The following is a 19,884-nucleotide window of genomic DNA, read 5'->3' on the forward strand; positions in this document are numbered from 1 at the left end:
CGGCCAAAGGAGAACGACAAATGACCGAGACGGTTTCCCTGCAAAAGGCGATGTGGCGCGGCTTCACGATGAAGTGCCCGAACTGCGGGCGCGGCCATCTGTTCGGCCGTTTCCTCAAGGTGGCGGATCATTGCGAGGTGTGCAGCGAGGACTTCACGCCGCAGCGCGCCGACGACTTCCCGGCCTATCTCGTCATCGTCGTGGTCGGCCACGTCGTGGTGCCGGCGCTGCTCTGGATGGAAATGGCCTACGCGCCGCCGGCCTGGCTGCAACTTGCGATCTGGTTGCCGGTGACCTTGTTCAGCGCACTCGCGCTGCTGCAACCGACCAAGGGCGCGATCGTCGGCCTGCAATGGCAGCTCGGGATGGAAGGATTTGCGGCGACGCGACGTGTCGTCGCGCGGACCCGCGACTTGTCCGCCGTAGCTCAGCGAGCGAAGGCGGGAGCCTGAGGCAGACTACGGCATCGTAGCCCGGATGAGCGAAGCGACATCCGGGTTCTTTTCGGCCCCGCATATCGCTGCGCTCATGCGGGCTACGGGTTCATCAAATCGGATGATGATGCGGTCGGAACATGCGGCCCTTCTCGGTCACCAGCACCACGGCGAGCGCGGCCAGTGTGCAGAGGAAGAAGCCGGTCGCGAACGGCCCCAGCGTGCCGTCGTAGTCCTGGCCGATCGTGGTGCCGACGCCGATCCCGAGCAGCGTGGTGATGGTACCGTAGAGCGAGGAGGCGGTGCCGGCGATCTTGCCCTGCGGTTCCATCGCAAGCGCGGTGAAATTCGCCATCATCAGCCCGAACGCGAACATCATCAGGCCCGACAGCACCATGAACAGCGGCAGCGACAGCGTGCCGGTCTTCACCGTGAGGAACAGCACCCCTGCGACCACGACAAAGCCCGTCAGCGCGGCGTGCGAGATCACGCGCATGCCGATGCGGCCGACGATCCGCGAATTGAGGAAGCCGGCGATCGCAACGCCGACCGCGCAGGCCGCGAAGGCGACCGGGAAATAATGTCCGAGCTTGAAGATCTCGGTGAAGATCTGCTGCGACGAGAACACGAAGGCGAACAGCGAGCCCTGCACGCCGCCGGCGGCGAGCGCATAGCCGAGTGTCTGCCGGTTGGTGACGGTCTGGCGGAACGCCGACAGCACGTCCGGGATCGCCAGCGACTTGCGCAGCTCCTTCGGCAGCGTCTCCGGCATCCGCATCGCGCTCCAGGCCAGCGCGACCACGCCGTAGATCATCAGCAGCACGAAGATGCCGCGCCAGTGGGTCAGCAGCATCACCGCCTGGCCGAATGACGGCGCGATCACGGGCACTGCGATGAACACCATCATCGCCAGCGACATCACGCTCGCCATCCGCCGACCGGCGTAGCAGTCGCGCACGATCGAGGTCGCAATCACGCGGGTTGCCGCAGTGCCGAGCCCTTGCAGCGCGCGCGCCAAAAGCAACGTCTCGAACGAGGGCGCCATGATCGCGAGCAGGCCGGCGATGGTGTAGACGGTCATGCCGCCGAGCAGCACCGGGCGGCGGCCGAAGCGGTCCGACAGCGGGCCCATCACGAACTGGCCGACGCCGAAGCCGACCAGGAAGATCGACAGCACCATTTGCGGGCGGTTGGCGTCGGCGATCTGGAACGCGGAGCGGATGTTCGGCAGCGCCGGCAGCATCATGTCCATCGCCAGCGGGTTCAGCGCCATGATCGAGGCGATGACGACGACGAATTCAGGAAAGCCCATCGGGCGGTGGCCTGAGGAAACCCAGGCATCGGCATTGATGTCAGACACTTATGACCTCTTGGAGAGCCTCCGATCATAATGGCGTTGCTGCGTTGCACAATCGGCGTTTCGAGATGGGAGACCGTCGGCGAGGGCTGAGGTCGTCAGGTCATGGAACCGGACCGCGGGCCCTGGTCAGGGTATTATCGTTGCTGCTGCAACTATTTAACTCGTGCCGCGCGAAAACCTCTGCTATCCCGGTACCAGCATCCGTGCGGGGCGGGCGCATCGCGCCGATCATGCCGGCACGGCCAAGAACTGATTCAAGAACGGGTTTGGGGAGGCCATATGTCCATCGAAATGTCCGCGCGTTCGCGCGGCGCGGAACTGTCGGATGAGGAACGCAAGGTCCTCACCGCAACGCTCGTCGGCACCACCATCGAGTGGTACGATTTCTTCGTCTACGCCCAGGCGGCGGGCCTGGTGTTCGGCGCGCTGTTCTTCGCGCCGATGAACGCGAACAATCCGCTGCTGGCACAGATCGTCTCGTTTGCGACGCTCGGCCTGTCCTTCCTGTTCCGTCCGCTCGGCGCCATCGTCTGCGGCCATCTCGGCGACCGCTTCGGGCGCAAGAACATGCTGGTGGTCACGCTGCTGTTGATGGGGGCGGCGACCGCGCTGGTCGGCCTGCTGCCGACCTACGCGCAGATCGGCGCCTGGGCGCCGGCACTGCTTATTCTCCTGCGCATCCTGCAAGGCTTCTCGGCCGGCGGCGAATGGGGTGGCGCGGCGCTGATGTCGGTGGAATCGGCGCCGGTCGATCGGCGCAGCTTCTTCGGCTCGTTCCCGCAGATCGGCACGCCGCTCGGCATGATCCTGGCGACCGGCGTGCTGTGGGTGCTCACCGCGACGCTCGGCAAGCAGGCGATGATGGAGTGGGGCTGGCGGATTCCGTTCCTGCTGTCGATCCTCCTGATCGTCGTCGGCATCGTGATCCGCCGCACCGTGGAGGAGTCGCCGGTGTTCAAGGCGATGCAGCGCCGGCACCGCGAATCCTCCGCGCCGCTACGTGATCTGATGCGCAATCACAGCAAGGAGATTTTCCGCACCGCGCTGATCTTCATGGCCAACAATGCGGCCGGCTACATCCTGATCGCGTTCCTGATCAGCTATGGCGCCAATACGCTGAAGATGCCGTCCGAGCAGCTGCTGCTGATCGGTACGCTGGCGGCGGTGAGCTGGTTCGTCTTCACGCTGGTCGGCGGTATCCTCGGCGACAAGATCGGCCGCGTGCGTTGCTTCCAGATCGGCTACACGCTGATGGTGCTGTGGGCGGTGCCGATGTGGTTTTTGATCGACAGCAAGAATCTCCTGCTGTTCTTCGTCAGTGCCGTCGGCCTCACTGTCGCGCTCGGCCTGTCCTACGGCCCGCAGGCGGCGCTCTATGCCGAGCTGTTTCCGGCCAAGGTGCGCTATTCCGGCGTCTCGATCGGCTACGCGCTCGGCGCCATCTTCGGCGGCGCCTTCGCCCCGATGATCGCGCAATGGATCATCGGTACCTACGGCGAGTCCTGGCGCGTCGGCGTCTACATCGCGGTGCTGGCGCTGATCTCGCTGATCACGGTGTCGACGATCAAGGACCCGCAGGGTGTCGATCTGAACGTCGACGACGCGAAAGCGTGAGAGAAGAGCCGTAGGGCGGATTAGCCCATCGAGTCCGCGCAAAGCGCGGCCCGACGACAGGCTCCGGCGCAATCCGCCGCGGTCTCTGCGTTGCGGTGGATTACGCTACGCTAATCCACCCTACGCAGCGGCGGTCCTTCAGATCCGGGCGCCGCGGTTGTAGCCGTCGACGAGCTGATTGTAGTCGCGCATCAGCCGGGCCGGCGATCCTTCCACCATCCAGCCCGCGCCGGCGTTGCTCAGCATCATCTTCTCACCCGAGTTGTAAGGCACCTTGTCGCGAACGCGGCGCATCAGTTGCTTCGCCGTGGTGAGGAATGACTTGGCGCTGCCGATGAACATCGAGCCGAGCTTGACGTCGCCGTCCTTGCCCGAGGCCTCTTCGGTTGCCTTCACCGTGGCCTCATACTCGTTGAGCGCCTGGGTGATCGCGTCGATGTCGGGTTTGTCGGCCTGCTCTGCGCGAAGCACGCGCTTGGCCTGGATCATCAGCGCCTCGACATAATAGTGCGATTTGCGGCCTTCGCTTGCCTCGATCGCGGCCAGTTGCTCTGCGGCACGCTTGTCATTGATCGCCTCGACGCCGGCGCGCAGCGCCTTGTCGGCGCTGGCGAACGCATCCCAGGCCGCGACCAGGCGCGGATGCAGCGCCTTGCCCTTGGCCATCTTGTCGTCCTTGTAATTCTCCTGGGTGTAGTAGTCGTCCGTCTCCTTCAACAGCGGCTCGAGCGTAGTGACGGCCGCAACATATGCATTCGCGGCGGCTTCAAGCCCGGCATCGTGCGGCTCCGCCGCATTGGCGGCCGCGACGCTCGTCTTGCAGTCGGACGTGTCGTAGATCGTGTAGGTGCCGTAGATGATCCGCTCTTTGCACGTCGGACCGCTCTTGGCGGCCCAGGAAAAGTACCGGTCGCGGGATTCGTAGGATCGCGCCGAGAGACGGTTGATGCACCCGACATAGGCATTCATCTTTTGCGTCAGTTGCGCGGAGGAGGCGCCCGCCGACGATGCCGGCGGGGCCTGCTGGGCCGCGGCCGGTTCGAGCAACGCAATGACGGCCGCAATCAGAAGGAAAGAGGTATTTCGCATCAGGAGTTTGCCCTTGTCTCAGCCGGGAGTTGGCCGCCCCGGTCTAGGAAGCTTGTGTGACGGCAGAAGGTGACGCCACGGGCCTCCGCCGGCGCCGCGTCGTACACTATCGACGGACTTGTTTGTCGCCTACCGGCCAAAATCCGTTCGATCGATCGTCGGAACCCGGCGTGTAACGCGCGCCTATTTGACCCCAAGCATCGCCTTCAGCTTCAGTACCGCGCTGTCGGGCGTCGTCAACACCTCGCGGCCGGTGACCTCGGCGACGCGCGCGGCGGCCGGCGCCATGCTGTACTGGGCGAGCGCGATCAGGTCGCAGTCGCGCAGATCCTTGCTGGCCTCGACCACGATGCGATCGTGCTCGGCGCGGTCGCCGCCGTCGAGTGCCGCCAGGGCGCCCTCGGCGAGTTTTGGCACCAGCGTGACCTCGGACGGAAATTCCGGCGGCATCGACACCAACGTCGGCGGGAAGGTGGAGAGCAGGCCGATCCGCTTTCCCTTGGCGACCGCCTGTTCGATCATCGCCTCGTTCGGCTTCAAGACCGGCATCGGCGCGTGCGTGCGCGCCACCGCCTCGATGCAGGGCCCGAATGCCGAACAGGTGAACAGGATGCCGTCGGCGCCGGTGCTGGCCGCATATTGGCCCATCGCCAGAAAGCGTTCCGTCATGCGCTCGGAGAGCTTGCCGTCGCGCGCGAGGTCGGCGGAGAGGCTGTCATCGAGCAGGTTCATCAGCCGCGCCTCCGGCCAATGCCGCGCGAACGAGGCCTCGATCGGCACGATCGAGTGCTTCAGGGCGTGAATGAGGGTGATGCGCATGAGGTCTTTCTTCTCCCTCTCCCCGCTTTTCGCGGGAGAGGGTTGGGGTGAGGGGCTCTATCGTCGTAACAGGTCAGAAAGGGATATGCGGAGACTCCCCCTCACCCGTCATTCAAGCTTTGCTTGAATGACGACCTCTCCCCGCAAGCGGGGCGAGGTGGAGATCACTTGAACGGGATCGCGTACATCAACCCGCCCTTGCTCCAGGTGGCATTGAGGCCGCGGTCGAGCTTCAAGGGGCTCGCCTTGCCGACATTGCGCTCGAAGATCTCGCCGTAATTGCCTCCGGCCTTGATCGCCGCGACCAGCCATTTGTTGTCGAGGCCGAGCCGCGAGCCGAGATCGCCCGACACGCCGAGCAGGCGCTGGATTGCCGGGGCCTGCGACTTCGTCATCTCGTCGGCGTTCGACTGGGTGACGCCGAGCTCCTCGGCCTCGACCAGGCCGTAATGCAGCCAGGTCACGATGTCGCTCCAGACCTCGTCGCCGTTGCGGGTGAACGGGCCGAGCGGCTCCTTGCTGATGGTCAGCGGCAGCACGACGTAATCGTCGGGCTTCGGTGCTGCGGTCGCGACCGCGCCGGCGAGCGCGGAGGCGTCCTGGGTCATGGCATCGCAGCGGCCGCCGAAGAAGGCCTGGTACATGGTGTCGGGCCGGTCGAACACCAAAGGCTTCCAGTCGATGCCGTTGGCGCGGCCGTAGTCGCCGAGCGTCACCTCATGGGTGGTGCCCTGGGCGACGCAGACGGTGGCGCCCTTGAGATCCTTCGGCTCCTTCACGCCGAGGTCCTTCTTCACCACGAAGCCCTGGCCGTCGTAGAAATTGACCGGGCCCTGGCGCAGCCCGAGCGTGGTGCCGCGCAGATAGGTTTGCGTCGAATTGCGGTACAGCACGTCGATCTCGCCGGACTGCAACGCGGTGAAGCGGTTCTGCGCGGTCAGTGCGACATAGCGCACCTTGGCGGGATCGCCGAGCACGCCGGCCGCAAGCGCGCGACAATAGTCGACGTCGAGGCCCTTGAAGTTGCCCTGCGAGTCCGGCGCCGAGAAGCCGGCGAAGCCGGTGGAAACGCCGCACACCAGCGTGCCGCGCTGCTTGACGGTGTCGAGCGTTGCCGCGCTTGCGCTCGCGATGCTCGCGACAAGAACGGTTGCGGTGATCAATGCCCTGTACATTCTGTCCTCCTCCTAGTGACCAACGTCCTTCAATGCGCTGTCGACCGCAGCGCCGAGCCTTTCGACGATCATGTCGATGTCGCCGGAAGTCGTGATATAGGGCGGGGCGAGCAACACATGGTCGCCGCGCTGGCCGTCTGCGGTGCCGCCGGACGGATAGCAGGCAAGTCCGCCCGCGAAGGCCGCGGACTTGATGCGCTGATGCAGCTTGAGCTTGGGATCGAACGGCTGGCGGGTGCCGCGATCGGCGACCAGCTCGATCGCCCAGAACAGGCCCCGGCCCCTGATGTCGCCGACATGGCGGTGATTGCCGAAGCGTTCGGTGAGCCGCTGCTCGAGCTGGCGGCCGCGCTCCTTGACCTGGTCGAGCAAATTCTCCTCCGCGATCGTCTTCTGCACTTCGAGCGCCGCGGCGCAGGCGAGCGGATGCGCCAGATAGGTGTGGCCGTGCTGGAATGCGCCCGAGCCGTCCCGCACGGTGTCGACGATGCGGTCGCTCGCGAGCATCGCGCCGATCGGCTGATAGCCGCCGCCGAGACCCTTGGCGATCGCCTGGATGTCGGGCGCGATGCCTTCCTGCTCCCAGGCATGCAGCGTGCCAGTGCGGCCCATGCCGCACATCACCTCGTCGAGGATCAGGAGCGCGCCGTGGCGATTGCAGATATCGCGCACCGCCTTGAAGTAACCCTCCGGCGCAGGCACGCAGCCGGCGGTAGCGCCGACCACCGGCTCGGCGATGAAGGCCGCGACATTCTCAGGGCCGATCCGTTGGAATTCGGCTTCGAGTTCGGCGGCGAGCCGCGCCACGAAGGCGGCCTCCGATTCATCGTCGCGCTTCTCGTGATAGGCGAAGGCCGGGGTGACATGGCTGAACGCAGGCGACAGCAGCGGCGCGTAGGGTTCGCGACGCCAGGCATTGCCGCCGGCCGACAGCGCGCCGAGCGTGTTGCCGTGATAGCTCTGCTTGCGGGCGATGAAGCGGGCGCGCTTCGGCTCGCCGCGCTCGATGAAATATTGGCGCGCCAGCTTGATCGAAGCCTCGATCGCCTCGGAGCCGCCGCTGACGAAATAGACATAGCCGAGACCGCCGGGCTCGTGGCCGACCAGCCGTTCGGCGAGCTCTTCCGCGGGTGCGGAGGAGAAGAAACCGGTATGGGCATAGGCGAGCGTGGAGGCCTGCCTGGCGATCGCGGCCAGGATGCGCGGATGCTGGTGGCCGAGGCAGGACACGGCGGCGCCGCCCGAGGAATCCAGGATGCGACGGCCGTCCTCGGCGATCAGAAAGACGCCGTCGCCGCCTACCGCCTTCGGCGGGGTTTCGCGCAGGCTGCGATGCATCACGCGGCTCTTGTTGGCGCTCATGACAGTGATCCTTTCTCGACAAAATACTGCGAGGTCTCGGCAAGCCGGCCCTCGGTCGCCTCCAGCTTGCGCTTTGCGCCCGCGCCGCCCAGCGTGAAGCAGACGGCGGCCAACGACTGCGCCACCGCGATCGCGCCGGTGAGGCTCGGGAAGAACCCCGGGGAGGAAGCGGCCTCGAACAGCAGCAGATGGTCGGCGCCTTCGGCCATTGGCGCGCTGATCGTGTCGGCGATCGCGATCAGCGTCGCGCGGGCCTGGTGCGCCGCGCGGGCGGTTTCGACGCTGGCAATGGAGTAGGGCGCAAAGCCGATCACGACTACCGCGTCCTCGGTGCGGAAGGCGCCGTGGTCGAGATCGAACGGGCCGGAACCGCCGACCAACAGCACGGCGTCCGGGCGGAACAGGCGAAGCTGGTAGGTCAGGAGTTCCGCCACGCCGCGGCAACTGCGAAAGCCGGTGATCCAGATCCGGTTCGCCGCGTGCAGTGCACGCGCGGCGTCCGCGATCGCGCTCGCTGAAATCCGCGTGAGGCCGGCGGCCTCCGCCTCCAGCTTGTCGTGGACCAGTTTGACATCGGCATTGGGCCCGACACGGCGGCTTTTGGCCCGGCCGGAGAAGGGTGAACCCTGCGCCGGCCGGCGCGCCTCGGTGAGTGCGGCGCGCAATTCGTCCCAGCCGGTGTAGCCGAGCGCCTTTGCAAGTCGGGTAAAGGAGGCGGGATCGGCGCCGGCGACGGAGGCAAGCTCGCGCATCGAGCGCGTCGTGGCGTCGTAATCATTGGCTGCGACAAACCGACCGACCTCCTGCAACCGCATTGGCAGCGACGGCAATGCGCTGCACAATTCGTTGAGGGGCGATGGTTTCGGCTGAGCCTGGGCCATGAAACATATGTTGCACAATTATCAATTTGGTGCAACATATGATGCGCGCATACAGCGCATGGCAGAAGATCGTTTCTCACCGGGATCCTCGTGCTGTGACGACATCGACGCCGAAACGCCCTCCCGCCCGGCCCTGGCGGCTTTCGCTCGGTGACCCGCGCGTCGCCGGCCTGTTCTGGCAGATCCTGGTGGTCGCCATCGCGGTCGCGATCGTCGCCTTCCTGTGGTCGAACGCCCTCCATAATCTCTCGGTACGGCGGATCTCGACCGGCTTCGCCTTCCTCGGCCGCGAGGCCGGCATGCCGATCGCCGACAGCTGGATCGACTACACGCCGAAGGACACTTACCTGCGTGCCTTCATCGTCGGCATCGTCAACACGCTGCGCGTCGCGGTGATCGGCATCGTGCTGGCGACCGTGATCGGCACGCTGGTCGGCATCGCGCGGCTGTCGTCGAACTGGCTGCTGGCGCGGCTCGCCGCTGTCTATGTCGAGGTGCTGCGCGACCTGCCGCTGCTGTTGCAGCTCCTGTTCTGGTACGTGCTGATGCAGGGCCTGCCGGCGGCGCGCCAGGCGTTCAAGCCGGTCGAGGGCGTCTATCTCTCCAATCGCGGCCTGATCCTGCCGTCGGTCCCGCTGCACGGGGCCAATGGCTGGACGATCCTCGCGCTGGTCGCGGGCGTGATCGTCTTCACCGTGGTCAGGCGCCGCCTGATCGCGCAGCAGATGCGCGACGGCCGGGCGCGGCCGGTGTGGCCGTATGCGCTCGGCCTGATCGTCGCGTTGCCCGCGCTGGTGTCATGGCTTCTGGGCGCGAGCTGGAGCGTCACGATGCCCGAGCTGCGCGGCTTCAATTTCGTCGGCGGGCTAACACTGGCGCCGGAATATTTCGCGCTGCTGATCGCGCTCGTCACCTACACCTCGGCCTTCATCGCCGAGATCGTGCGCAGCGGCATCCAGGCGGTGCCGCGCGGCCAGTCGGAGGCCGCCAAGGCGCTCGGGCTGAAGCGCGGCTTCGTGCTGCAACATATCGTGCTGCCGCAGGCGCTGCGCGTCATCATCCCACCGATGACCAGCCAGTATCTGAACCTGACCAAGAACTCCTCGCTCGCGGTCGCGGTCGGCTACCAGGACATCGTCTCGATCGCCAACACCACGCTGAACCAGACCGGCCAGGCGATCGAGTCGATCGCGCTGATCATGATGGTGTTCCTCACCATCAGTCTCGGCATCAGCCTGTTCATGAACTGGTACAATGCGCGGATCGCGCTGGTGGAGCGCTGAGATGAGCTCGGTCGCAGAGCTGCCGCAGGATCGGCTGCCGATCGCGCCACGGCCGGCACCGCGCGCGCTCGGCGGTCCCACCGGCTGGCTGCGCGCCAATCTGTTTGCCTCGATCCCGTCAAGCATCATGACGCTGATGCTGCTGTTCCTGCTCGGCAAGGCATGCGTCGCGTTCTGGCAATGGGGCATCGCGAACGCGGTCTGGATCGTTCCCGGCAACGACAGCAGCGCCTGCCGCGCGCTGCGTGGCCTCGGCGCCTGCTGGGCGGTCGTCCCGGAGAAGTATCGCTTCATCCTGTTCGGCACCTATCCGTTCGAGGAGCAGTGGCGGCCAGCGCTCGCGGTCGCGATTTTCATCGCGTTGTTCGTGGTCTCGAGCCGCCGCAGCTTCTGGCGCAAGGAACTGTTCCTGTTGTGGGCCGCGGCGCTGGTCCTGATCGGTGGCCTGATGTGGGGCGGCTTCCTTGGCCTCAGCTTCGTCACGCAGGATCGCTGGGGCGGGCTGCCGGTGACGCTGATCCTCGCGACCTTCGGTCTCGCGCTCGGCTTCCCGCTCGGCATCCTGGTCGCGCTCGGCCGCCGCTCGAAGCTGCCGGCGATCCGTTCGCTCTCGGTGCTCTATGTCGAGCTGATCCGCGGCGTGCCGCTGATCAGCCTGTTGTTCATGGCGAGCGTGATGTTCCCGCTGTTCATGCCGGACGGCGTCAACATCGACAAATTGCTGCGCGCGCAGATCGCCTTCATCCTCTATGCCGGCGCCTATCTCGCCGAAGTGGTGCGCGGCGGCCTGCAGGCGGTGCCGCGCGGACAATATGAGGCGGCCGATGCGCTCGGGCTGTCATACTGGGAGAAGCACGCGTTGATCGTGCTGCCGCAAGCGATCCGCCACGTCATCCCGCCGCTGGTCAACACCTTCATCGCCTTCTTCAAGGACACCAGCCTGGTCCTGATCATCGGCATCTTCGACCTCCTGACCACTGCCAAGACCGCGATCGTCGATCCGGCCTGGCAGTCGTTCAGCGTCGAGGTCTACATTTTTGTCGGCGTCATCTACTTCATCTTCTGCTTCGCGATGTCGCGCTACAGCCGCAGCCTCGAGGCGCAGCGCGGCCCCGGCTGAGCGGTCCGGGCTCTTCGTCTCTTCTGAACAATTTCTCGGCCCGGCCATCGACTCCCCCTTCATCGAGAAACCAAGTCGTGGATGCCCGGGACAAGCCCGGGCCTGACGGGTTGAGGGAGAGCGGGCGGCCACAAAGGGCTTGCGAAGCCGTCCCGATCCTATTTATGATCATAAAATGGATAAATCGGCTCTGCCCGCCCTGGACCCGTCGCGCCGCGCCTCGATCAAGCGCAAGCGCTCCGACGCCGTTGCCGACCTGATCCGAGGCCACATCTTCCAGGCCGGGTTGCAGCCCAACGACCGGCTGCCGCAGGAGAGCGAGCTGATCGAGATGTTCGGTTGCAGCCGCTCGACCATCCGCGAGGCGCTCAAGTCGCTGGAAGTGCAGGGCCTGGTGCAGAACACCACCGGGCCCGGCGGCGGCGCGCGGGTGGCGCCGGTGTCGATCAACCGGATCGTCGGCCTGCTCAGCAACTACTTCTATTTCCAGTCGATCTCGACCGCGCAGATCTACCAGATCCGCCGCCTGATCGAGCCGGAGCTTGCCTTCAGCGTGGTCGGCCACCTCACGGCGGAGCATTTCAAGGCGCTCGACAAGGCGATCGCGGTTCAGGAGCATCATCGGGGCGGACCCACGGACTGGGAGCATCACCGCCACGCCGAGATCGATTTCCACGACATCCTGATCGAGGCCTGTCCCAATCCGCTGCTCGGCCTCGTCTGCCGCTTCATCAACGAGGCGATCCGCCATCTGATCGGCAAGCTCGGCGTGCAGGAATTCGCATCGAGCTTCACCTGCGAGAACATCGAGTTTCACAAGCGCCTGATGGCCGCGTTCCGCTCCGGCAATGCCGCACGGGCCCGCCGCGTGATGCTCGATCATGTGCTGAGCGCCGAAGCCGTGGTCGTCCCGAAGGAAGACCGGCGCATCGATCTGCCCGTCTTTCACCAGCCGTTGCGGCTCGACTGAACCGCATCGGCCGACTGCTGCATCACGCGTTGGAGGAAACAACCATGGTCACGCGGCGCGACAACGAATTGTGGAGCTGGTCGGCGGTCGACCTGGCGCGCGCGATCGCGACGCGTGCGATTTCGAGCCGTGAGGCCGTGCAATCGAGCCTCGACCGCATTGCTGCGGTCAATCCGGCCTTGAACGCCGTGGTCGAGGTGCTGGCCGACGAAGCGCTGGCCGCGGCGGATGCCGCGGATGCAAAGGTGAAATCGGGCGCCGAGCTCGGCACGCTGCATGGCGTGCCCGTCACCATCAAGGTCAATGTCGATCAGCGCGGTCACGCCACCACCAACGGCGTCGTCGCATTCCGCGACGTCATTGCCACCGAAGACAGCCCCGTGGTCGCGAATGTCCGCAAGGCCGGCGCCGTCATCGTCGGCCGCACCAACACGCCGGCGTTCTCGCACCGCTGGTTCACCAACAACGATCTGCATGGCGCGACCTACAATCCCTGGAGCCGCCGGCTGACACCGGGTGGCTCCAGCGGTGGTGCCGCTTCGGCGGTCGCTTCCGGCATGGGCGCGATCGCGCATGGCAATGATTTCGGCGGCTCGATCCGCTATCCCGCTTACGCCTGCGGCGTCGCCGGCCTGCGGCCGACCCCGGGTCGGGTCCCGTCGTTCAATCCGTCTGCGACCAGCGATCGGCCGATCACCGCGCAGATGATGTCGGTGCAGGGGCCGCTCGCCCGCTCGGTTGCCGATCTCGGCGTCGCGCTCGCCGCGATGGCGCAGCCGGACGCGCGCGACGGCACCTGGCTGCCGGTGCCGCTGCAAGGTGCACAGCTCAAGCGGCCGATCGGGGTTGCGATCGCGCCGGCGCCGTTCGGCGACGAAGCGCCGGAGGTGAGCGCTGCGGTTCACGCCGCCGGACGCTGGCTCGCGGAGGCAGGATTCGCGGTAGAGGAGACCTTGCCGCCGCGGCTCGCGGAGGCCGCCGATCTCTGGCATCGCCTCGTCATCAATGAGGAGCGGCGCGTGCTGGCGCCGATGATCCGAAAATTCGGCGACGCGAAGTCCCGCTACAATCTGGACTGTCACATCGCCTACGCGCCCGAGCTCGACGGCGATCAGGTGCTGGCCTGTTTCGAGCAGCGGCTTTCGATCGTGCGGGCCTGGCAGCTGCTTCAGGAGCGCTGCCCCGTCATCATCCTGCCGGTCTCGGCGCAACTGCCGTTCCGCTTCGATCAGGATCAGGAAGACGCTGCCGTGGTGCGGGCGCTGCTCGACGCCCAGCGGCCGCTGCTCGCGGTGCCCGCGCTCGGCTTTCCGTCGGTCGTGGTGCCGACCGGGACCGCCGGCGGCGTTCCGGTTGGCGTGCAGGTGATCGCCGGCCGTTTCCGGGAGGACATCTGTCTCGCGGTGGCCGCGGTGATCGAGGCGCGTGCCGCGACGCTGACGCCGATCGATCCGCGCGACTAGAATCAACAACAAAGCTCTGAACCCAACGGGAGAACACCACGTGACGAATGCACCGATCTGGCAATGGTCCGCCGTCGAGACCGCGGCGGCGATCAGGAACAACAAGGTGACGTCGGAGGAGGTGGTTCGCGCCCATCTCGACCGCATGCACGCCGCCAACCCGGCGCTCAACGCCGTGGTCGTCGACCTCGGCGCGTCGGCAATGCAGGCCGCCAAGGCCGCGGACGAGACGTTGGCCGCGAGCAAGCGCGGTGGTGGCGAGGTCGGCCCGCTGCACGGCGTGCCGGTGACGATCAAGATCAATATCGACGTCGAAGGGCAGGCCAATTCGAACGGCGTGGTCGCCTTCAAGGACAACATCGCGCCGGGCGACTCGCCGGTGACGGCCAATCTCAAGAAGGCCGGCGCGGTCATCATCGGCCTGACCAACACGCCGGAATTCTCGCTGCGCGGCTTCACCGACAATCCGCTGCACGGCCTGACGCGCAATCCCTGGAATGCGGAGGTGACCTGCGGGGGCTCCTCGGGCGGCGCCGGCGCGTCGATCGCGGCCGGCATCGGCACCATCGCGCATGGCAATGACATCGGCGGCTCGCTGCGCTGGCCGGCGCATTGCAACGGCATCGCCACCATCAAGCCGACCCAGGGCCGCATCCCCGCGTTCAATCCCAGCGCCACGGCGGAACGGCCGCTGATGGCGCAGTTCATGTCATCGCAGGGACCGCTGGCGCGTCATGTCGCCGACGTCCGTCTCGGGCTCGAGGTGATGGCGCAGCGCGATCCGCGCGATCCCTGGTACGTGCCGGCGCCGTTGCTGGGTCCGAAGCCGACCGCGCCGGTCAAGGTCGCGCTCGCGAAGATTCCCGAAGACATGGTGACCGATCGCGGCGTGATCGCGCTTCAGCGCAAGGCGGCCGATCATCTCGCCGATGCCGGCTATGCCGTCAGCGAGGTCGAGGTTCCTGATCTGAACAAGGTCTGGCAGCTCTGGTGCGACCTGATCATGACCGAGACCCGCGTGTTGCAGCAGGACCAGATGCTGGCGGTGAGCAGCGCCGACTTCCAGAAGTCGTTCCACGGCTTCATCGCGCTGGCAAATCAGTTGGACCAGGCCGGCTACATGAAGGCGATCGCCGCGCGGTCGGGCCATATCAGGAACTGGATGACCTTCCTCGAACAGTACCCGCTGGTGCTGATGCCGACCACGGTGCGCAAGACACCGGAGGTGAACGCCGATCTCGGTGGCGATCAGCGCGTCAAGGAGCTGTTCTGGAACGACCTGCGCTTCATTTCGTCGATGAACGTGTTGGGGCTGCCGGCCGCCGTGGTGCCGGTCGGCCTGCATGAGGGCTTGCCGGTCGGTGTCCAGATCGTCGGCTCGCGCTATCGCGAGGACATGTGCCTCGACGCTGCCGAGGCGATCGAGCGCAAGGCCGGTATTCTGACCAGGCAATTGTGGGAACGGCGCTGAGGCGATCTCGACGCCATCTCAGATGGTCCATTGGTATCATCCAGGGCGCCGCGGCGAAATCTCGCCGCGGCGTTCGCGTGATCGGCGTGGCGCGCAAGCCGCTGTACCGGTCGCGTTCCTCCTCCCGGAATTCTCGAAAGGAATCGCAGAGCGCCATGCCCGGTGGCGGGGTTGTCGGTGATCGCTGATTCCTGCAGGAGATCGCCCGAACCATCCGAACCCCTGGGAACGAAATGTCCATCACCAAACGCTCGCATCTCCTGGTCGCCATTGCCGCCGCGTGTCTCTCCCTTGCGTCAGGCGCTGCCCGGGCGGAGGATGGTGTGCTGCGGGTCGGCATCATCACCGACATGAGCGGGCAGTATTCCGACGGCAACGGCCCGGGATCGGTGATCGCGGCGCAGATGGCGGCGGAGGAGATCGGCGGCATGGTCGCCGGACGCAAGATCGAGATCATCTCGGCCGATCACCAGAACAAACCCGATGTCGCCACCGGCATCGTGCGCAACTGGATCGACAACAAGGGTGTCGACGTGATCGCCGAAGGCGTCAATTCGGCGGTGGCGCTCGCGATCCAGACCGTGACGCGCGAGCGCAAGAAGCTGTTCCTGATCTCGGGCTCCGGTTCATCCGATCTCACCGGTAAGCAATGTTCGCCGACCAGCGTGCAATGGACCTATGACACCTACGCCTCCTCGAACGCGACGGCGAAGGCCGTGGTCGCCCGTGGCGGCACGCCCTGGTTCTTCCTCACGGCCGATTATGCCTTCGGCCAGGCGCTGGAGCGCGATGCCAGCAAGGCCGTGACATCGGCCGGCGGCAAGGTGCTGGGCGCGGTGCGCCATCCGTTCGACACCGCCGACTTCTCGTCCTTCCTGTTGCAGGCGCAGTCCTCCGGCGCCAAGATCCTGGCGCTCGCCAATGCCGGCTCCGACTTCCGCAATGCGGTGTCGCAGGCCGACGAGTTCAACATCCGCGCCAGCATGCAACTCGTCGCGCTGCAAGTGACGCTGACCGACGTCCCTGCGCTGGGCCTCGCGCATGCGCACGATCTGCTGTTCACCGATTCCTTCTATTGGGACCGCACGCCCGAGACCCGCGTCTTCGCCCAGGAGTTCTTCAAGCGCCACGGCGCGATGCCGACGGCCTACCAGGCCGGCGTCAACTCGGCGCTGCGGCACTATTTCAAGGCGGTCGCCGCCGCGAACTCAGTCGATTCCGAGACCGTGATCGCGCAGATGCGCAAGACCCCGGTGAATGATTTCTTCGCCCAGAACGGCGTCGTGCGCGAGGACGGCCGCATGGTGCATGACATGTATCTGATGCGGATCAAGAAGCCGGAAGAGTCGAAGAGCAAGTGGGACCTCTATGAGTACCTCGCGACGGTGCCGGGCGACCAGGCCTTCCGTCCGCTCGCCGAAGGCGGTTGCCCCTATGTTGCGAAGGGGCACTAAGGCGATCGTCCGTTCGTCATTCCGGGGCTCGCGAAGCGAGAGCCCGGAATCCATCGGGCCGCATCACCCGTGGTGAAATGGATTCCGGGCTCGTGCTTCGCACGCCCCGGAACGACGGGTGGAAAGAGGCGCAGCCCGCTACATCTGAGTTGCCCGACGGCGCAAGCCCCCGCCGCAGAATATTTCGCGCTATCCGAAGTGAAGCTCGCTATCATTGATTTGGCGAGGTGCATTATTGCGCGATGCTGGAGCCACGGTCCCGTTCACAATCAGGCACGGTGGTTATGGGTCCTGGCTTCCGCCAGGACGACAGCTGTGATGAAATCGAGCGGTTCGTATTTGTCCCGCATCGCATGACACCCCCGCCACGACCGCGTCCAACAGAGGCACCATGACCAGCACCATCGACACTCCCGACGGCGGCTATCGCTTCATGCCCGGCGTCAGCCAGTATTCCTGCGGCATCGGCGCCTTGTCCGGCTTTGCCATCGAACGGGTCAGGTTCTCCGCGCCGGTGCCGCTGAGCGCCGGGTTCGAGCGGATTGCCGAGATCATCACGGCCGCTGGCCGCCCGCTGACGGCATTCGGGGCTTGCGAATTGCGCTCGCCGGCGCCGTTCACCGAGGCCGGGTTCAGGGCTTTCAACGAGATCTACATCAAGACATTGGTCGCCTGGGGTGTGATGCGCGACGGCGTCAATCCGGTGGCGCGCAGCAATGTCTGTCCGAAGCTCGATCCGCCGGGCGAGCCCTCGTTCCATGCGTTCTGTTACACGGTGCCGGCTGCGAAGGACGCTCCGACGAGCTTCGTGGTGGCCGGCAGTGGCGAGTCGGTGGAGGGCAAGGCCAATTATCGCGATCACACCGTGGCCCTCGGCGACACCAGTCCGGCCGGCATTCTGGCCAAGGCGAAGTTCGTACTTGGCGAGATGGAGCGGCGGATGAGCGCGTTCGGCGGCTCCTGGCAGGACACCACCGCGGTGCAACTCTACACGGTGCACGACGCCTATCCGGTGCTCGAAGGCGAGTTCGGCCGCCGTGGCGTGCTTCGCAACGGCTTGACCTGGCATTTCGACCGGCCGCCGGTGGTCGGGCTCGACTTTGAAATGGATTGCCGGCGTGTGCATCGCGAGCGCGTGGTGTGATGCGCAGGACGCGTCACGCATCAAAAGCGCGTGTGGCTGCATGTGGAAGCGTATGCGCTTTCTTGACACGGATCGCGTCAACCGTTTCCCTTCGTCATCGACGTCAGTGGCTGGGTGAACGCGGGTGCAGAACGAATCTGTGATCAGGCGGCGGGATTTGCTGGCGCTGATCGGGACCATCGCCGGCAGTTCGGCGATGTATCAGGCGATGACGAGCCTCGGCTTCGCGTCCGAGTCTGCCTACAAGGGTCCGCTCAAGCTCACCGGCGACGTGAAGGGCGCCTCGGTGCTGATCCTCGGCGCCGGGCTTGCGGGCATGACGGCGGCGCTCGAACTGCGCAAGGCCGGCTACAAGGTCCAGATCCTCGAATTCAACAGCCGCGCTGGCGGCCGCAACTGGTCGATCCGCGGCGGCGACAGCTTTACCGAACTGGGCGGCTTCAAGCAAACCTGCCAGTTCGAGCAGGGGCTCTACCTCAATCCCGGCCCGTGGCGGATTCCCCATCATCATCGCGCGCTGCTCGATTACTGCCGCCGGCTCAACGTGACGCTGGAACCCTTCATCCAGCTCAACCACAACGCCTATCTGCACGCGACGCGTGCCTTCGGCGGCAAGCCGCAGCGCTTCCGCAGCATCAAGGCGGATTTCCAGGGTGAGGTGTCCGAACTGCTCGCCAAGGTCACGCAGCAAGGTCGGCTCGACGAGATCGTTACCAAGGAAGATCAGGAGATCCTGCTCCAGGCGTTGCGCGAGTGGGGCGCGCTGGATCGCGATTACAAATACAACGCCAACCTCGGCTCCGCCGAGTTCCGTGGCTATGCCCGCGATCCCGGCGGCGGCTTGATGCCCGATCCGCTGCCCAGCGATCCGATCTCGCTCCAGGAGTTGCTGCGATCACGGATGTGGCGCTATCTGCAATCGTTTGCACGCTACGATTTCCAGATGACCATGTTCCAGCCGGTCGGCGGCATGGACATGATCGGCAAGGCGTTCGCGCGCGAGGTCGGTGACCTCATCCGCACCAACGCCAGGGTGACGCAGATCCAGCAGAACGGCTCCGGCGTCACCGTGAGCTACGTCGATACGGCCAGCCCGTCGACGGTGCAGCAGGCGACCGCCGACTGGTGCATCTGCACCATTCCGCTGCCGATCCTGAGCCAGTTGCCGGTCGACGTCGGCGGGCCGATGAAGAATGCGATCGATTCCTTGCCCTACGCCGCCTCGGTGAAAGTCGGGTTGCAGTTCAAGCGACGGTTCTGGGAGGAGGATGAGGCGATCTATGGCGGCATCAGCTACACCGACCTGCCGATCCGGAATATCGGTTATCCGAACTATGGCTTCAACCGCGGCGGCCGCGGCGTCCTGCTCGGGGCCTACATGTATGAGGGCGCCAATTCGTTCGAGTTCACCGCGATGACGCCGGCCGAGCGGGTCGCCAGCGCGGTCGAGTTCGGCTCCGCGATCCATCCGCAATACAAAAGCGAATTCGAGAACGGCGTCGCGGTGGCCTGGCATCGCGTGCCGTTCACGCTCGGCTGCGCCGGTGAATGGACCGAAGCGGGGCGGGCGCAGCATTACCGCAATCTCTGCCAGATCGACGGCCGCATCGCGCTGGCGGGCGAGCACGCCTCGCAACTGCCCGCCTGGCAGGAGGGCGCAATCCTGTCCGCGCTCGACACCATCTCCCGATTGCACGAACGCGTGGTGAAGACGTGATGCTGCGGACAGGAACATCTGTGATCACTGCGCTGGCGTTGCTGTCGGCAACCACGGCCCTAGGGCAGGATAGCGGGGCGGGCAAGCGCACCTTCTCGTCGGGCTTCCGCTTCGTGGAGATGACCGGCGAGGAGCTGTTCGGCAATGTCTGCCAGGGTTGCCACATGCCGGATGCGACGGGCGCGACCGGCGCCGGCACCTATCCCTCGTTGGCCGGCAACAAGAATCTCGAATCCGGCAGCTATCCGATCTACCTCGTCATCAACGGCCGCCGCGGCATGCCGCCATTCGGCGACATGATGACCGATGGTCAGGTCGCTGCCGTTGTGAATTATCTGCGGACGCATTTCGGCAACAGCTATCAGGACGCGGTGACGACCAAGGATGTCCAGGATGCGCGGCGCTGAGCACTGGGCGCCGCCTTAGCTGCGATCGCGACCGTTACCGGCTTCCTGGTCGAGATCGAGGTGATTGCGGCCAAGGAGAGCGAATAAGGACTCCAAATAGTGCGCGAAACTGCGGAGCATG

Annotated in this window: 17 protein-coding genes; 11 read left to right on the forward strand and 6 right to left on the reverse strand. The window is 65.7% G+C overall.

Features of this window, described 5'->3' with window-relative positions:
- Positions 1-20 precede the first annotated feature (20 nt).
- Positions 21-452 (forward strand): DUF983 domain-containing protein, encoded by a 432-nt coding sequence (locus tag CWS35_RS15030; RefSeq protein WP_245438972.1) that lies wholly within the window; start codon positions 21-23, stop codon positions 450-452.
- Positions 453-546: 94 nt separating this feature from the next.
- Here the strand turns inward: CWS35_RS15030 and CWS35_RS15035 are convergent, their stop codons facing one another.
- Positions 547-1,746, reverse strand: coding sequence for a multidrug effflux MFS transporter (locus CWS35_RS15035; protein ID WP_210202824.1), 1,200 nt, complete (start codon positions 1,744-1,746; stop codon positions 547-549).
- 327 nt (positions 1,747-2,073) lie between these two features.
- Here CWS35_RS15035 and CWS35_RS15040 point away from each other — a divergent pair, with 327 nt between their 5' ends.
- Positions 2,074-3,408 carry an MFS transporter gene (locus tag CWS35_RS15040; protein ID WP_024580580.1) on the forward strand — a complete coding sequence of 445 codons (1,335 nt, stop codon included), beginning with the start codon at positions 2,074-2,076 and terminating at the stop codon, positions 3,406-3,408.
- 138 nt (positions 3,409-3,546) lie between these two features.
- Here CWS35_RS15040 and CWS35_RS15045 read toward each other — a convergent pair whose 3' ends face one another.
- The 5 genes from CWS35_RS15045 to CWS35_RS15065 form a co-directional block, all read right to left on the reverse strand.
- Complete coding sequence (locus tag CWS35_RS15045) at positions 3,547-4,497, reverse strand: YiiG family protein (protein ID WP_245438973.1); 951 nt, start codon at positions 4,495-4,497, stop codon at positions 3,547-3,549.
- Positions 4,498-4,680: 183 nt separating this feature from the next.
- A complete protein-coding gene (locus CWS35_RS15050) occupies positions 4,681-5,316 on the reverse strand; it encodes an aspartate/glutamate racemase family protein (protein ID WP_100952348.1) in 636 nt (211 codons plus the stop codon).
- Between the two features lie 164 nt (positions 5,317-5,480).
- Positions 5,481-6,491, reverse strand: coding sequence for an amino acid ABC transporter substrate-binding protein (locus tag CWS35_RS15055; protein WP_024580583.1), 1,011 nt, complete (start codon positions 6,489-6,491; stop codon positions 5,481-5,483).
- A 12-nt stretch (positions 6,492-6,503) separates the two neighbouring features.
- On the reverse strand, positions 6,504-7,853 hold the full coding sequence (locus CWS35_RS15060; protein ID WP_100952349.1) for an aspartate aminotransferase family protein: 1,350 nt from the start codon (positions 7,851-7,853) through the stop codon (positions 6,504-6,506).
- Complete coding sequence (locus CWS35_RS15065; protein WP_100952350.1) at positions 7,850-8,734, reverse strand: MurR/RpiR family transcriptional regulator; 885 nt, start codon at positions 8,732-8,734, stop codon at positions 7,850-7,852. The genes CWS35_RS15060 and CWS35_RS15065 overlap by 4 nt, the downstream gene beginning before the upstream one ends.
- Before the next feature lie 95 nt (positions 8,735-8,829).
- Between CWS35_RS15065 and CWS35_RS15070 the strand changes: the two genes are divergently transcribed.
- From CWS35_RS15070 to CWS35_RS15110, 9 genes are all read left to right on the forward strand, one after another.
- Positions 8,830-10,017 carry an amino acid ABC transporter permease gene (locus CWS35_RS15070; protein ID WP_100952351.1) on the forward strand — a complete coding sequence of 396 codons (1,188 nt, stop codon included), beginning with the start codon at positions 8,830-8,832 and terminating at the stop codon, positions 10,015-10,017.
- Between the two features lies 1 nt (position 10,018).
- Entirely contained in the window at positions 10,019-11,137 is a 1,119-nt protein-coding gene (locus tag CWS35_RS15075) for an amino acid ABC transporter permease (RefSeq protein ID WP_100952352.1), read from the forward strand.
- 175 nt (positions 11,138-11,312) lie between these two features.
- Positions 11,313-12,107, forward strand: a complete 795-nt coding sequence (locus tag CWS35_RS15080) for a FadR/GntR family transcriptional regulator (protein WP_100952353.1) — start codon at positions 11,313-11,315, stop codon at positions 12,105-12,107.
- Between the two features lie 44 nt (positions 12,108-12,151).
- Positions 12,152-13,570, forward strand: coding sequence for an amidase family protein (locus CWS35_RS15085; RefSeq protein WP_168226330.1), 1,419 nt, complete (start codon positions 12,152-12,154; stop codon positions 13,568-13,570).
- 40 nt (positions 13,571-13,610) lie between these two features.
- The gene (locus CWS35_RS15090; RefSeq protein ID WP_245438975.1) at positions 13,611-15,041 is read left to right on the forward strand and encodes an amidase family protein; all 1,431 of its coding nucleotides are present in this window, start codon (positions 13,611-13,613) and stop codon (positions 15,039-15,041) included.
- Between the two features lie 233 nt (positions 15,042-15,274).
- A complete protein-coding gene (locus tag CWS35_RS15095) occupies positions 15,275-16,495 on the forward strand; it encodes an ABC transporter substrate-binding protein (RefSeq protein WP_024580591.1) in 1,221 nt (406 codons plus the stop codon).
- A gap of 391 nt (positions 16,496-16,886) precedes the next feature.
- The gene (locus CWS35_RS15100; RefSeq protein WP_024580592.1) at positions 16,887-17,639 is read left to right on the forward strand and encodes a hypothetical protein; all 753 of its coding nucleotides are present in this window, start codon (positions 16,887-16,889) and stop codon (positions 17,637-17,639) included.
- Between the two features lie 124 nt (positions 17,640-17,763).
- Positions 17,764-19,356 carry an NAD(P)/FAD-dependent oxidoreductase gene (locus tag CWS35_RS15105; protein ID WP_100952355.1) on the forward strand — a complete coding sequence of 531 codons (1,593 nt, stop codon included), beginning with the start codon at positions 17,764-17,766 and terminating at the stop codon, positions 19,354-19,356.
- Positions 19,356-19,763, forward strand: a complete 408-nt coding sequence (locus CWS35_RS15110) for a cytochrome c (protein ID WP_168226331.1) — start codon at positions 19,356-19,358, stop codon at positions 19,761-19,763. Before CWS35_RS15105 ends, CWS35_RS15110 begins: the two co-directional genes overlap by 1 nt.
- Positions 19,764-19,884 lie beyond the last annotated feature (121 nt).

Origin of the sequence: Bradyrhizobium sp. SK17 (assembly GCF_002831585.1) — a bacterium.
Lineage (GTDB): Bacteria > Pseudomonadota > Alphaproteobacteria > Rhizobiales > Xanthobacteraceae > Bradyrhizobium.

What these genes read in the sequence shown, in the direction of transcription:
- CWS35_RS15095 (WP_024580591.1), top strand. Translation starts at nt 15,275, where the DNA reads ATGTCCATCACCAAACGCTCGCATCTCCTGGTCGCCATTGCCGCCGCG.
- CWS35_RS15100 (WP_024580592.1), top strand. Translation starts at nt 16,887, where the DNA reads ATGACCAGCACCATCGACACTCCCGACGGCGGCTATCGCTTCATGCCC.
- CWS35_RS15085 (WP_168226330.1), top strand. Translation starts at nt 12,152, where the DNA reads ATGGTCACGCGGCGCGACAACGAATTGTGGAGCTGGTCGGCGGTCGAC.
- CWS35_RS15055 (WP_024580583.1), bottom strand. Translation starts at nt 6,491, where the DNA reads ATGTACAGGGCATTGATCACCGCAACCGTTCTTGTCGCGAGCATCGCG.
- CWS35_RS15050 (WP_100952348.1), bottom strand. Translation starts at nt 5,316, where the DNA reads ATGCGCATCACCCTCATTCACGCCCTGAAGCACTCGATCGTGCCGATC.
- CWS35_RS15110 (WP_168226331.1), top strand. Translation starts at nt 19,356, where the DNA reads ATGCTGCGGACAGGAACATCTGTGATCACTGCGCTGGCGTTGCTGTCG.
- CWS35_RS15060 (WP_100952349.1), bottom strand. Translation starts at nt 7,853, where the DNA reads ATGAGCGCCAACAAGAGCCGCGTGATGCATCGCAGCCTGCGCGAAACC.
- CWS35_RS15075 (WP_100952352.1), top strand. Translation starts at nt 10,019, where the DNA reads ATGAGCTCGGTCGCAGAGCTGCCGCAGGATCGGCTGCCGATCGCGCCA.
- CWS35_RS15030 (WP_245438972.1), top strand. Translation starts at nt 21, where the DNA reads ATGACCGAGACGGTTTCCCTGCAAAAGGCGATGTGGCGCGGCTTCACG.
- CWS35_RS15065 (WP_100952350.1), bottom strand. Translation starts at nt 8,734, where the DNA reads ATGGCCCAGGCTCAGCCGAAACCATCGCCCCTCAACGAATTGTGCAGC.
- CWS35_RS15035 (WP_210202824.1), bottom strand. Translation starts at nt 1,746, where the DNA reads ATGGGCTTTCCTGAATTCGTCGTCGTCATCGCCTCGATCATGGCGCTG.
- CWS35_RS15080 (WP_100952353.1), top strand. Translation starts at nt 11,313, where the DNA reads ATGGATAAATCGGCTCTGCCCGCCCTGGACCCGTCGCGCCGCGCCTCG.
- CWS35_RS15045 (WP_245438973.1), bottom strand. Translation starts at nt 4,497, where the DNA reads ATGCGAAATACCTCTTTCCTTCTGATTGCGGCCGTCATTGCGTTGCTC.
- CWS35_RS15040 (WP_024580580.1), top strand. Translation starts at nt 2,074, where the DNA reads ATGTCCATCGAAATGTCCGCGCGTTCGCGCGGCGCGGAACTGTCGGAT.